The organism is Rhizobium sophoriradicis, assembly GCF_003939025.1.
Lineage (GTDB): Bacteria > Pseudomonadota > Alphaproteobacteria > Rhizobiales > Rhizobiaceae > Rhizobium > Rhizobium sophoriradicis.
On the sequence record NZ_RQIH01000003.1, the window covers coordinates 415,626 to 428,439 of the forward strand.

General features: G+C 63.8%; 13 protein-coding genes. All 13 read right to left on the reverse strand.

From position 1 onward, the window contains the following. Positions 1-39: 39 nt before the first annotated feature. Positions 40-1,251, reverse strand: coding sequence for an ABC transporter permease (locus EFR00_RS06685; protein WP_077989396.1), 1,212 nt, complete (start codon positions 1,249-1,251; stop codon positions 40-42). Between the two features lie 4 nt (positions 1,252-1,255). After that, complete coding sequence (locus tag EFR00_RS06690; protein ID WP_077989397.1) at positions 1,256-2,395, reverse strand: ABC transporter permease; 1,140 nt, start codon at positions 2,393-2,395, stop codon at positions 1,256-1,258. After that, positions 2,392-3,096, reverse strand: coding sequence for an ABC transporter ATP-binding protein (locus tag EFR00_RS06695; RefSeq protein ID WP_039620563.1), 705 nt, complete (start codon positions 3,094-3,096; stop codon positions 2,392-2,394). The genes EFR00_RS06690 and EFR00_RS06695 overlap by 4 nt, the downstream gene beginning before the upstream one ends. Further along, positions 3,093-4,355, reverse strand: coding sequence for an efflux RND transporter periplasmic adaptor subunit (locus EFR00_RS06700; RefSeq protein ID WP_125864847.1), 1,263 nt, complete (start codon positions 4,353-4,355; stop codon positions 3,093-3,095). Before EFR00_RS06700 ends, EFR00_RS06695 begins: the two co-directional genes overlap by 4 nt. Positions 4,356-4,702: 347 nt before the next feature. Next, positions 4,703-5,716, reverse strand: a complete 1,014-nt coding sequence (locus EFR00_RS06705; protein ID WP_009995073.1) for a helix-turn-helix domain-containing protein — start codon at positions 5,714-5,716, stop codon at positions 4,703-4,705. Positions 5,717-5,843: 127 nt separating this feature from the next. Next, positions 5,844-6,425, reverse strand: coding sequence for a dienelactone hydrolase family protein (locus tag EFR00_RS06710; protein WP_077989398.1), 582 nt, complete (start codon positions 6,423-6,425; stop codon positions 5,844-5,846). Between the two features lie 107 nt (positions 6,426-6,532). Further along, entirely contained in the window at positions 6,533-6,898 is a 366-nt protein-coding gene (locus tag EFR00_RS06715) for a cytochrome C oxidase subunit IV family protein (RefSeq protein ID WP_009989279.1), read from the reverse strand. A 7-nt stretch (positions 6,899-6,905) separates the two neighbouring features. Then, on the reverse strand, positions 6,906-7,625 hold the full coding sequence (locus EFR00_RS06720; protein ID WP_077989399.1) for a heme-copper oxidase subunit III family protein: 720 nt from the start codon (positions 7,623-7,625) through the stop codon (positions 6,906-6,908). A 23-nt stretch (positions 7,626-7,648) separates the two neighbouring features. Next, the gene (locus EFR00_RS06725) at positions 7,649-8,359 is read right to left on the reverse strand and encodes a cytochrome c oxidase subunit 3 (RefSeq protein WP_077989400.1); all 711 of its coding nucleotides are present in this window, start codon (positions 8,357-8,359) and stop codon (positions 7,649-7,651) included. Continuing rightward, positions 8,356-10,125 carry a cytochrome c oxidase subunit I gene (gene ctaD, locus EFR00_RS06730; protein WP_077989401.1) on the reverse strand — a complete coding sequence of 590 codons (1,770 nt, stop codon included), beginning with the start codon at positions 10,123-10,125 and terminating at the stop codon, positions 8,356-8,358. The genes EFR00_RS06725 and ctaD overlap by 4 nt, the downstream gene beginning before the upstream one ends. Positions 10,126-10,191: 66 nt before the next feature. After that, positions 10,192-11,001: a cytochrome c oxidase subunit II gene (locus EFR00_RS06735; protein ID WP_009997015.1), complete on the reverse strand. Its 810-nt coding sequence runs from the start codon at positions 10,999-11,001 to the stop codon at positions 10,192-10,194. 162 nt (positions 11,002-11,163) lie between these two features. Then, positions 11,164-11,553 (reverse strand): c-type cytochrome, encoded by a 390-nt coding sequence (locus tag EFR00_RS06740; protein WP_009997013.1) that lies wholly within the window; start codon positions 11,551-11,553, stop codon positions 11,164-11,166. Positions 11,554-11,732: 179 nt separating this feature from the next. Further along, positions 11,733-12,656, reverse strand: coding sequence for an MYG1 family protein (locus tag EFR00_RS06745; protein ID WP_009997011.1), 924 nt, complete (start codon positions 12,654-12,656; stop codon positions 11,733-11,735). Positions 12,657-12,814: the final 158 nt, after the last annotated feature.

Here is a 12,814-nt window from a genome sequence, read left to right on the forward strand (position 1 = left end):
AGGGAAGGCTGGCGCGAGCGACAGACAATGAGGAGCACCCTACCCCCTCGCCCGCAACGCCGCACGCAGTGGCAGCTGCGCGGCCGCCAGCGCCGGCAGGGCGCCGCCGATCATGCCGACCGCGAGCCCGAGCAGCCCGGCAGTCAAGATCACATCAGGCGTAACCTCGAGCTGGAAAGCCATCTTGGTGTGGTTGGCGCCCATCGTGCTTGCCTGCCAACCGTCGAAAGCCAGCCTCGAGGCGAGGACGCCGAGGCCGGCGCCCGCCAGCGAGAGCAGGACCGCCTCCACCCAGCTCGCCGCGAAAATCGGCAGCCGGGCGAAACCGAGGAGGCGCAGAGTAGCGATCTCGACGCTACGGTCGGAGACCGAGCTCATCATCGTATTAAAGGCGCCCGCCGTCGCTCCGATCGCCATCAACAGGGCAATCGGCCAGCCGAACACTCGGATGAGGCTCGCGGTCCGCTCGGCCTGGCCGGCATAGAAATCGATCTCCGAGACGGCGGCGAGCGGCGTGCCGGGCAAGGACGACAGGCGATCGCGCAAGGCCGCCAGTGCTGTTGAGGGATCGCCTCCGCCATCGAGCCGCACCCGCAGGCTCTGCACCTGCCCGTGCTGGTCGAAGGCCGACTGCACCGGCTCCAGATCCGCCCAAAACTCGGATTCAAAAGCGCTGCCGTCCGACGTGAACTGCCCGACGACCCTCCAGTCGAGCGCACCGAGCCGGATCGTGTCGCCGACCGCAAAGCCGGGGAAGGTGTCCGCGATGCGGTCGCCGACAACGATCTCGCGCGCACCCGGCGAAAACAGCCGCCCTTGCGAGAGCCGCGCGCGCTCGCGCAAGGCAGGGCCGGTCACGTCCATGCCCCTCAAAGACAGCGTCTGCTCCGTGCCGTCGCCTTGCCTGACATCGACGGGCACGACGGTTTCGCGCGACAAAGCCGGCTCGCCTGCTCCGTTGCGAGCAATCCCGGTATGGCCGCTCATGGCGGCAAGGCTGCGGATTGCTTCGGCCGGCACCTCCGAGCCCGTCTCCTGGTTGGTGCCGCCGCCGAGAACGATGGCGATATCGGGCGAGCCGGCGCCGGCAAGCGCGGCCTCGAAGCCGCGCGCCATCGCCAGAAAGCCCGCCAACACCGCCACGACGAGGGTGACCGACAGCACCATCGACAGCGAGATCGCGAGCCGCCGGGGCAGACTGCCGAGATTGACTCTGATCATGAGAAAGATCTGCTTGAGCGCTGACGACATTGGACTATCTCGTTCTGAAGGCGTTGATGATCGGCAGGCGCATGGCGCTGATCGCAGGCAACAGCCCGGTCAGCAGGCCGAGCCCCGCGATGATGGCGAAAGATTTGATGAGAAGGGTCGCGCCGAAAACGAGGCCGAATTCCGGCCCGATCGAAAGCGTCGCGAGCTTGGCGAGAAGGAGCCCCCCTGCGCCGCCGAGAACGAAGATGAACAGCGTCTCGCCGACGACAAGCGCCATGATCCGCCCACTGGAAAAGCCGAGCACCTTCATAACGCCGATCTCGAAACGACGCTCGCGCACGGCAAACAGCATGGTGTTGATCGCGATCATCAGGATGGTGACGAAGGCCGCACCGACGACGAGGCTGACGATGAGGCGGACATCGGCGAGTTGCCTGAGAAACGCCTCGAGGAATTGCTTTTCCGATTGCGTCCTTGTTTGCGCCGCCGAATTGGCGAACAGAGCGTCGATCCGCGCCGCCAGTATGCCTGGCGACACGCCCGGGCGCGGACGCACCACGAAGGCGTCGACCGTATCCTTGTCGCGCGCACGCGCGGCATTGAGCGCGTCATAGCGAGCCAGCATGAAATAGGTGTCGGTGCCGGCATCGCCGCCCTCGAAGATGCCGGCGATGGTGAAGTTCCAGTTCCGGCTGCCGTCGGCCCTGGTCAGTTGGCCGGTAAAGCCGATGCGCTGGCCGACCGACCAGCCCTGAGCCTCCGCCAGCGCCCTGCCGACCAACACGCGGTCGCCGCCCTCTTCGAGCGCCGCGGTCAGCTCCGGCGTCAGCCCGAGTTCTTCGCCGTTGGCCGCCGCAATGGCCTGCGGCTCGACGGCGCTGACGACAACCACATTCTTCTCGACCTCGACGAAGCCCCGCATGCGCGCGGTATAGGCGACGGCGGCGACATCGTCCTCCGCGGCGATCCGGCTGAGATAAGCAAGCGGCAGCGGCAGCCCGCGGCCTGCCTTGTTGAAGACGCCGAGCAGGTTGTCGCTGGCGCCCGCCGCTCCCTGGCTGCCGGCAACGAAGCTCGCCGTCAGCCCGTAGATCAGGAAGGCGACGCCGATCGAAAACATCAGCAGGATAGCGCGCAGCCGCTTGCGCCAGGCATTGCGCCGCATGAGCTCGAAGAAGGTCATCGGCCGGCCCTTTCCTCGCTGACGAATTCCCCCTTGTTGAGATGCAGCGTGCGCCGGGCGAAGGCGGCGGCCTCGGGATCATGCGTGACCATGATGATCGTCTTCTGAAGCTCGCGATTGAGAAAGCTCAGCATCTCCAGGATATCATTGGCCGATCTTCGATCGAGATCGCCGGTCGGCTCGTCGCAGAGCAGAAGATCGGGATCGCCGACGATGGCGCGGGCAATGCCGACGCGCTGCTGCTGCCCGCCCGACATGCTCGAGGGAAACTGCCGCTGCCGGCCCGCAAGGCCGACGAGTTCCATGACGGTATCGACGCGGGCCCGCCGCTCCTTTCGACCGAGCGGCTTCAGAAGCAGCGGCAGCTCGATATTCTCCGCGGCATTCAGCATCGGCAGCAGATTGTAGAACTGGAAGACGATGCCCATTCTGTGCGCCCGCCACGCGGCCCGGGATCCCTCGCCCATCTGCTCGAGACGGCTGCGGCCGATCCTGATCTCCCCGGCATCGGGGCTGTCGATGCCGCCAAGCATATTCAGCAGCGTCGATTTTCCCGAGCCGGACGGTCCCATGACCGCGACGAAATCGCCGCGCGGAATGAAAAGGTCGAGGCCGGAAAAGATTGGTATCGTTTCCGTCCCGATCCTGAACGCCTTTCTGACGCCGGCGAGCGCGATGAAGGGGTCTTGGCTGTCGGTCATTGTTTTGCTCCTTGGTGATGGAATGTCGCTATCGCAGAGGCCGCCCTCGTCCTTCGAGGCCCCTGCGGGGCACCTGAGGATGAGGTCGGGTGAAGGGCGCCCGCGCTCTCCTCACCCACCACAAGCCGGATGCGCGCCGCCATCGCAGGCCGCATGCCCGAAGGCGGCGAGGTGAGCGACAGGCGCAGCGTCACCGTCCCCTTCTCCCGTGAGATGACCGGCGCGATCTTCGCCACCTCGACTGCAAAGGGCTGGCCCGGAAAGCCATCGAGCACCGCCTCGCCTGAGAGGCCCGGCCGCATCAGCGCGATATTGGCTTCGGCCACATCCGCATCGATGACCATGTTTGCCGTATCGGTAATCGCAAGCAGGCTTTCATTCTCCCGCACGCTGTCCTCGCGCGACAGCACGGTATCGCCGACATGCGCATCAAGTCGCGTCACGGTGCCCGAAATCGGCGCTCGCACGGTCAGCGCCTCGACCTGCTCGCGCGCCCTATCGATATCGAGCCGGGCCTTGGCGAGATCCTGCCGGGCTTGCTCCGCGCCATTCTCGGCCGTGTCGTAAGTGGTTTTCGCCTCCTCCAGCGCCTGCGCCGACATCGCATCGCGCCCGGCAAGCCGTCCGATGCGCGTGAGGGAAGACCGCGCTTGCACCCGCGCGATATTCCTCGCATCAAGCGCCAGCTTCGCCGCCCGCTCCGATATCTCCGCACCGCGGAGCGCAAACCGGGCGCCGGCATCATCGAGCCGCACGAGCACCTGTCCCGCCACGACCTTGTCGCCCGCCTCGACCTCAACCGTAACGATCCGGCCTTCATATTTGGAAAAGACCGTGGCGACATCGGGCGCCACGACGTAGCCGGAACCGGTAACCTCGCGGGACGGCGCGGCCCTGGTCTTCGCCCCATCGTCGGCCGCAGGCCGCATTCCCTCGACGATCGCACCGCCCCTGGCCGGCACCTCATGAGCGGATATCGCAGGGTGGTCGCCCGCCCCACCCGCAATCGCAGCTTCGATACGCTCCAGCGTCCGAGGTCCATAGAGAGCGACGACCGCCAGCGATGCCGTCGCCGCAAGGACGAACATAGCGCCATGGATCATGCGCCGCTGGGCACGAGGCTCCGGCAGCTCCGTCTCGAAGGCCGCAGGTTCGATCGACAGCGATCTCAGCTGGGCGGCAAGGGTTCGATCATGTTCTGATGTCGTGTTCATACCGGCCAACATCGCCGACCCGGCAGAAATCGCGACCTCGAACACGATCCGGGACGGCCTCGATCGCGATCGTGTACCTGGCAGCGCCCGGCCTCGTCCGTCGAGGCCCCTGCGGGGCACCTCAGCATGAGGGCGGAGAGAAGGCACGGCTTGCCTCACCCAGCGAACGCTGGCGCCCTGCCGCCGAGAGCCGAGCCGCAGGGCGCACCAATCAGCCCTCATAGTGAGGAGGCCCACAGGGCCGTCTCGAACCACTAGGGCGGGTGGCTGGGCGCTACAGCCCTCCATTTGCCGATGAAACGCCAGTGGCCGCCCTCGTCCTTCGAGGCCCCTGCGGGGCGCCTCAGGATGAGGGCGGAGAGAGGTCGAGGCTCACGAACCCTCGTATTAGTCTACCCCTCCGCCTTCTTCTGCCGCCAGGCAAGTGGCGTCATATCCGTCACCCGGCGGAATTCGCGATTGAAGTTGGACTTGGTCTGGAAGCCGACGTCGAACATCACTTCGGTCACCGATTTTTCGGTGGCCGAAAGCAGGCGGCAGGCTTCGCCGATCCTGTAATCGTTGACATATTGTGAGACGTTCTTGTCCATTGCCCGGTTGATCGCCGCCGAGATCTGGCGCGCGGGGATGCCGGCCTTGCGGGCGAGCCGATCGAGATTGAGATTGGCGTCGCGATAGAGCTTCCTTGTCTCCATCAGCGCGTCCACGATAGCGATCGTCGCCTTGTCTTCGCTCGCCTCCGGCCTCGCCGCCGCCTCCGCCGTTTCGGTCGGCGCCCGGCTTCGGCTGGCGGCCGCCGCCGCGGTGGCGAGAATGGCGAGGGCGGCGAGACTGCCGAGGCTGATCACGGTCAGCGCGTGCTCGCCATGTGCCCAGGTGAAGTCGAAGAAGACGAAGGTATCGACCGCGGCCGACAGGCAAAGCGCCGCCGCCGCAAAGATGATGGCACGATAAGCCGGCACCGCTCCCTCGAAAGGCGCAAGCCGAAGCGCATCTGCGCCCGGGCGCATCAGCAGCAGGATCGCCAGGGCGTAACCGACGAAGATCAGCACCAGCGCAATGTCGATCGCCTCCCGCCAGAACGCCACCAGCAGCAGTATGAGCACGGCGGGCACGGCATGCAGCGCAATGCGCGCCGGCAAGGGTCGCCGGTTCGTCCTCACCAGCCTGGAAACGCCGGCATAGGCAAGCGGCGGCACCGTCGCCGCGATGACGGGAGCGATCACGCCGACCACCTGCATTCCATAGCCCCAACGCAAGCCGGAGAGGATGGATTGCAGCGCGCTCAGCAGGATCAGCACCAGAAACGGCCGGTTGGGTTGGCCCTCCTCGTCGCGTCTGAGGACGACGACGAAGAGGATGAGCAGAAGGAGGGCGACGACGAAGGGAAGCGGAATGAACAGCATGGCCTGGCGGGATCGGGGTCACGGATAGGTGCCATCATTGCCGACATCCTCGCGCGACGCGACCTCCATCGTGTTTTAGAACGCGTTTTCAGGAGAAATTCTTTTGAACTGGCCGCCGCCGGCCCAGCTAGACGCGTTGCAGGAATGCAAGCACGCGCGCCGTGAGGAGCGCGGTCGCATCCGCGTCATAGGACGCAAGCGAGCTATCGGCGAAATAGTGCTGGTCGCCGGGGTAGAGAAAGAGCTCGGCGTCCGCGACCTTCGCGACGATCTCGCGAGCCGCATCGATGTCGCCCTCGCCGACGAAGATCGGGTCGTTGTCCATGCCGTGGATCTGCACCGCCACACCATCGGGCCAGGGTCCGAAGGCCCATTCGCCGCTTATCGGCAGGCAGGAATAGAAAAGCAGAGCACCACGGGCTCCTGGCCGTGTTTGGGCCAGCTTCTGCGCCGGCAGCACGCCGAATGAAAAGCCGGCATAGACAAGTTCGGCAGGCAGTTCGTCGGCAATCCGCACGCCGCGTTCCCGGATAGCGTGGAATCCGATCTCGCCGATATAGCCGAGCCCCTCCTCGATGCTTCCGAATGTGCGTCCGTCGAACAGGTCAGGCGTGTGCACGATATGGCCTGCAGCCCTGATATCATCGGCGAAGGCGCGCACTCCAGGCGTCAGCCCCTGTACGTGATGGAACAGCAAGATTTCAGCCATAGGCGCCCCCGGGGCGAGATGTCGGCACATTTTGATAAAAGTTCGAAGCAGTCCGGATTGAGCGGGCGGCAGTCGGCGATGTCGCACCTCCGTTCCGAAGACCGGTTCTACGGCGTCGCGCCGAAGAAAGCGAGCCGGGTGAAGATGGTATACTGCGATTCCGATACCATCAGCGCAACGAAGACCAGCACCAGCACCGGCGGCAGCAGGATGGCGTAGACGAGCGCCAGCCGTTCCCAGGCCATGTGCATGAAGACGGCGACGATCAGCCCCGCCTTCAGCATCATGAATACCAGGATCAGCGTCCACCTGAGATAACCCTGGATCCCGAGATAATCGACCATGTAGGAAAGGGCGCTGAGCACGAAGAGCAGGCCCCAGACGAAGAGATAGAGCCGGATCGGGTGCTGCTGCCCGCTATGTGCCTGTACATGCACCGTCTGGCTTTGCCCATGCGCTGTTGTCTCGCTCATGACGACCTCACCACAGATAGAAAAACGCGAAGATGAAGACCCAGACCAGGTCGACGAAGTGCCAGTAAAGACCCATGATCTCGACGGCCTCGTAGTGGCCTCTCCGGCTGGTGAAGAAGCCGCGCCGCTCCACGTCGAAATCGCCGCGCCAGACCTTGCGGGCGACGATGAGGAGGAAGATGACGCCGATCGTGACGTGGGTGCCGTGAAAGCCGGTGATCATGAAGAAGGTCGAGCCGAACTGTGCCGCCCCCCATGGATTCTCCCAGGGGCGCACGCCTTCGGTGATCAGCTTGGTCCATTCGAAGGCCTGCATGCCGACGAAACATGCCCCGAGAAGCGCTGTCAGCAGCATCAGGACGGCGGTCCTGCCGCGGTCGCGGCGATAGCCGAAATTGACCGCCATCGCCATGGTGCCGCTGCTCGAGATCAGCACGAAGGTCATGATCGCGATCAGGATCAGCGGCACGTCCTGGCCGCCGATATGCAGCGCGAAGACCTCGCTCGGATTGGGCCAGGCAACGGGCGTCGACATGCGGGCGGTCATATAGGCGAGCAGGAAACAGCCGAAGACGAAAGTGTCGCTGAGCAGAAATATCCACATCATCGCCTTGCCCCAGGAGGCGGTCTTGAAGGCGCGCTGGTCCGAGGCGAAATCGGCGGCGACGCCGCGCAAGCCGACCGGCCTGAGACCCGGCTCGCCGTGTGTCTGGACAGGATGTGCCATCTGCAATTCTCCCGGTTGCGCCCCTAGCTCAGCAATGTGCGGCAGAGATCGACGAAATCATTCGCCCACCCGGCAAAGAGCACAAACAGCAGCAGCCAGACGGCAAGCATGAAATGCGAATAGATCGCCGAAAGGTCGACGCTGAGGCTGAGCCTGTCCGACGCGATGTCGGTCGCGAAAGCGCGCAGGGTCGTGTGACCCAGCACCGCCAGCCCGCCGAGAATGTGCAGGCCGTGCAGACCGGTCAACATATAGAAGAAACTGTTGGCGGGATTGTCGGCCAGCACGTATCCAGCCGCCGTCAGCTCGCGCCATGCCTGGATCTGTCCGGCGAGAAAGAGGACGGCAAGAGCAAATGCGACGGCAAGCGCCGGCCGCAGGCGTTCCCCGCGGCCATGCAGCGCTTCGCGTCTGGCCCATTGCAGCGCGGCGCTGCTCAGGGCGAGTGCCGCCGTGTTGACCCAGAGCAGACGCGGAACCGGCGTCGCCCACCAGTCCGCCGACGCTGCACGCATGAAATAGGCGCTGACGGCAAGGCTGAAGACGGCACCGACGACGCCAAGAAATACGAAGAGACCGATCTTAACCGCCGGCGCGGGCCGCTCAGTGCCGACGTGATCCGGCAGCTGCACCGAGCCGGTTTCGAGCCAGGGCTTCGAGGTCAGCCGCTGCCCCGCCAACCACCAGATGATGATGGCGGCGATGGCCGCGAGGAAGATCAGCGTGACGTTCATGTCGGACGCTCCCGTGTGACGTCGCCGCTTGCCGGCACCGTCTGCGGAATGAAATCCTCTGCGGCACCAGGCACGCTGTAATCATAGGCCCAGCGATAGACCACAGGCAGGTCCTTGCCCCAGTTGCCGTGCGCCGGCGGCGTCTGCGGCGTCTGCCATTCGAGCGTCGTCGCCCGCCACGGATTGCCGCCCGCCTCTCTGCCCCGGAAAAGGCTCCAGACCAGATTGAACAGGAAGACCACCTGCCCGGCCCCGACGACGAGCGCCATGACCGATATGAAAATGTTCAGCGTATGCGCCGAAGGCGGAACGAAGGCCGCCTCTCCCATCTCGAAATAGCGGCGCGGCACGCCGAGCAGGCCGAGATAATGCATCGGAAAGAAGATCGCATAGGTGCCCAGGAAGGTGATCCAGAAGTGGATATGGCCGAGCACGTCGTTCAACATGCGTCCCGTCACCTTCGGATACCAGTGATAGATCGCCCCGAAGATGACGAGGATCGGCGCGACACCCATCACCATGTGGAAATGCGCGACGACGAACATCGTATCCGACAGCGGCACGTCGACGACGACATTGCCGAGGAAGAGGCCGGTCAGGCCGCCATTGACGAAGGTGACGATGAAGGCGAGCGCAAACAGCATCGGCAGCGTCAGGTGGATATCGCCGCGCCAGAGCGTCAGCACCCAGTTATAGACCTTGATCGCTGTCGGGACGGCGATGATCAGCGTCGTGGTGGCAAAGAAGAAGCCGAAGGCGGGGTTCATGCCGCTGACATACATGTGGTGGGCCCAGACGACGAAGCTCAAGCCGCCGATGATGACGATCGCCCAGACCATCATGCGGTAGCCGAAGATATTCTTGCGCGCATGCGTGCTGATCAGGTCCGAAACGATGCCGAAGGCTGGCAGCGCGACGATATAGACCTCGGGATGCCCGAAGAACCAGAACAGGTGCTGGAACAGGATCGGGCTGCCGCCGCCATGCTGCAGCTGCGTGCCCATTTCGACGATGGCGGGCATGAAGAAGCTGGTGCCGAGCAGGCGGTCGAACATCATCATCACGCAGGCGACGAAGAGGGCGGGAAAGGCCAAGAGCGCCATGACGGTCGCGGTGAAGATGCCCCAGACGGTGAGCGGCATCCGCATCAGCGTCATGCCGCGCGCCCGCCCCTGCAGCACGGTCACCACATAGTTCAGCCCGCCCATGGTAAAGCCGATGATGAAGACGATCAGCGAGGTGAGCATCAGCAGGATGCCCCAGTCTCTGCCGCCTGGTGTGCCTGAGAGAACCGCCTGCGGCGGATAAAGCGTCCAGCCTGCCCCCGTCGGGCCGCCGGGGACGAAAAAGCCTGCGGCGAGGATCAGCACCGCCACCAAATAAATCCAGTAGCTCAGCATGTTGGCGTAGGGAAACACCATGTCGCGGGCGCCGACCATCAGCGGAATGAGGTAATTGCCGAAGCCGCCGAGGAAGAGCGCGGTCAGGAGATAGATCACCATGATCATTCCGTGCATGGTGATGAACTGGTAATAATGATCGGCATCGATGAAGGTGAAATAGCCGGGAAAGGCAAGCTGGATCCGCATCAGCCAGGAGAGCACCAGCGCCACCAGGCCGATCGCGATCGCCGTCAGTGAATATTGTACGGCGATGATCTTGGCGTCCTGGCTGAACACATATTTCGTCCACCAGCTGTGTGGATGGTAAAGTTCGACATCCTCGACTTCGGCGGATGGGATGCTGCCGGATGGAATCTCGACCATGATCTCTCTTCCCTTTCCCCGCTGGTTCCCTGAACCGGCTTGCGGCCTCCGGCCGTCCTGGTCGCGTCAGTTCGCCGGCCCAGCCGACGCCGTCAGCTGGGTGAATGTCTGCTGTTGCCCGAGCCAGGTCTGATAATCCGCGTCGCTTTCGACGACGACAGTGCCGCGCATTTGCGGATGGCCGACGCCGCAGAGTTCGGCGCAGAGGATGTCGAAGGTCCCCGTCCGCGTTGGCGTGAACCAGAAATAGGTGATCATGCCGGGGATCATGTCCATCTTGGCGCGGAACTCCGGCACGTAGAAATCATGGAGCACATCGACGGAGCGCAGCAAAATGTGCACCGGTTTGCCGATCGGCAGATGCAGCTCGCCGCCCTCGATGATGACATCGTCGAGGCCGCTTGCATCGTTCTTGTCGAGACCGAGCGGGTTTTCCGGGCTGACGTCGCGCGTCTCGGCACGGCCGAGTTTTCCGTCCGCTCCCGGCAGACGGAAGCTCCACAGCCATTGTTGGCTGACGACCTCGACCGATGCGGCATCGGCAGGCACCGATATGAACTGGTTCCACACGATGAGGCCGGGCGCCAGCATCGCCGCGACGCCGACCGCAGTTCCAGATGCCAGCAGCACCTCCAGCTTGCGGTTTTCAGGCTCGTAATGCGCCTTGTTGCCCGGCCTGTGCCGGAAGCGGAAGACGCAATAGGCCATGAACGAAACCACCGCCACGAAGACGATGCCGGTGATCCAGAAGGTGATGACAAGGGTAGTGTCGATATAGGTCCAGTTGGACGCGATCGGCGTCCACCACCACGGGCTCAGCACATGAAACAGCACGGAGCCGACGACAATCAGGACGAGGATCAGCACGACAGCCATTTCCGCTCCTCCTCGAGCAGGTTGACCCGTGAAACCGCATTCCGCAAAAAGTCCGTGTTTATTATCGCACAGATAGAAAATATCGCAATTGAGGCGATTTAGCCATTCGTCGCCGGCCGCGAACCCGTCATTCGGAGTATTGCCGTCTGGGATTCTTGCCCGTCACTGCGAATATTGTTTGAGATAGGCGATGAGATCGGTGATCTCCTTTTCGTCCTTCACGCCGACAAAGGCCATCTTCGTGCCCTTCACCTTCGCCTTCGGATTGTGCAGATATTCGCGCAACACCGTCTCGTCCCAGACGAGACCGCCTTCGCCGGCCGCCTTCATTCCGGCCGAGTAGGCGAAATTGGGATGCGTCCCGGCCTTCCTGCCGAACAGTTTGTTCAGAGACGGGCCGACCTTGTTCGTATCTGAATCGACGACATGACAGGTCGCGCACTTCTTGAAAACAACGGCGCCCGCCGCAGCGTCGCCCTCCTGCGCCCCGGCGTTAGCGGGAGCAAAGGCAGTCACAGCTGCACCAATCAGCAGAACGACACGATAATCCATGGCAAACCTCATCCTCCTCAAGGTCGCCAGCCACTCACACCGTCCACTATCTCTCGCGTGTGGGTGGTGGTTGATATAGCAGGAAGATTAGTCCTTCGCGGATGCAAGTCAATCGCTTCCACGGTTGGAATGACCTGAACGCATTTGATATCAGGTAGATCCGACGCGGATAACGGCCGCTACACCCCGATCGAAAGAGCCTCCTTGACCGCCAACTCGGCCATGGCAAGCGCCGCCTCGCGGCTCCTGGCGGCGGCGATGAAGCGGCCGTTATGGCAGAAGCTCGCGCCCTCTATGCCGCAAACCGCCGCCAGCTCTCCATTGGCAAGACCGGCCCAGGCTGCAGGCAGGTCGGCCCTGAGCTCGAACCCCTCCTCGGCGCGGCGGATGCCGGTTACGCACCAATCCTTTTCGCGCGGGTGGACGACGAACAGCAGGTGATCGGCACCGGCCTTGACGATAGCAGGACGGAAGGGCATCCCCCTCGGCAGTTCCAGAATATGGCCCTGCCCCGCAGCCTTGATAGCCTCGTGAACGATCGCCTCGGCCCGCAATTTTGCAGCGCTCTGAGCGATCTTGGCCTCGACGAAACTGCGGGCAATGGCAAGGGCCGCGTGGAAGGCGCGATCGTCGGCATCCGGCTCCGCTTCGTCGAAAACCGGTTTCAGGGTCTCGAGCAGCGCCGGCAGCGTCAGGCCCGCCAATGGCCCCGAGGGGCTAAGCGCGCCATTGTCGGTCAGGTCGATCGGCAGCACGAAGCTCGCATCGAAAGAGCCGTGCAAGGCTTCGACGTGGTCTGCGGGAAGGCCGCAAGCAGCGAGATAGTCGCGGCCGTAATGTTTCCAGATCAGGCCGAACGAGCTGTAGGGCTGGCCATCGTCGCGCAACGGCGCGCCGCGCTGGTGATGATCGAATATGCCGGCATCGGCGTCATAAACTCCGCCGACATCATAGATGATCCGGTCCTGCCCTGGCGTGATCCACTCCGGCGCCCGGCTGCGGATCAGGCGCGCCTGCGGGAAAAGCCGGGTCAGGATGACGCTCGACAGCAGTTCGTCGGCATGGAAACCACCGGAATGGGTGACGAGAAAATCGGGGATCATGGGAGCTATGCGCCTTGTCGTTCGCGGCCGGTCCGCTTGCGGGTCGGAACCAGATAGCCGTTGCCGACCATGATCTCAACCCATCTTCGCGCATTGCTGAGGGCGCCGGCCCGTTGCGGAAGGCGCGCAGCAGTTTTGGACCGACGACAAGTGTGGAG

Coding starts and splice junctions, on each gene's coding strand:
- EFR00_RS06715 (WP_009989279.1), bottom strand. CDS start 6,898: ATGAGCGAGACAACAGCGCATGGGCAAAGCCAGACGGTGCATGTACAG.
- EFR00_RS06695 (WP_039620563.1), bottom strand. CDS start 3,096: ATGACCGACAGCCAAGACCCCTTCATCGCGCTCGCCGGCGTCAGAAAG.
- EFR00_RS06710 (WP_077989398.1), bottom strand. CDS start 6,425: ATGGCTGAAATCTTGCTGTTCCATCACGTACAGGGGCTGACGCCTGGA.
- EFR00_RS06690 (WP_077989397.1), bottom strand. CDS start 2,395: ATGACCTTCTTCGAGCTCATGCGGCGCAATGCCTGGCGCAAGCGGCTG.
- EFR00_RS06745 (WP_009997011.1), bottom strand. CDS start 12,656: ATGATCCCCGATTTTCTCGTCACCCATTCCGGTGGTTTCCATGCCGAC.
- EFR00_RS06740 (WP_009997013.1), bottom strand. CDS start 11,553: ATGGATTATCGTGTCGTTCTGCTGATTGGTGCAGCTGTGACTGCCTTT.
- EFR00_RS06685 (WP_077989396.1), bottom strand. CDS start 1,251: ATGTCGTCAGCGCTCAAGCAGATCTTTCTCATGATCAGAGTCAATCTC.
- EFR00_RS06705 (WP_009995073.1), bottom strand. CDS start 5,716: ATGCTGTTCATTCCGCTTCCCTTCGTCGTCGCCCTCCTTCTGCTCATC.
- ctaD (WP_077989401.1), bottom strand. CDS start 10,125: ATGGTCGAGATTCCATCCGGCAGCATCCCATCCGCCGAAGTCGAGGAT.
- EFR00_RS06725 (WP_077989400.1), bottom strand. CDS start 8,359: ATGAACGTCACGCTGATCTTCCTCGCGGCCATCGCCGCCATCATCATC.
- EFR00_RS06735 (WP_009997015.1), bottom strand. CDS start 11,001: ATGGCTGTCGTGCTGATCCTCGTCCTGATTGTCGTCGGCTCCGTGCTG.
- EFR00_RS06720 (WP_077989399.1), bottom strand. CDS start 7,625: ATGGCACATCCTGTCCAGACACACGGCGAGCCGGGTCTCAGGCCGGTC.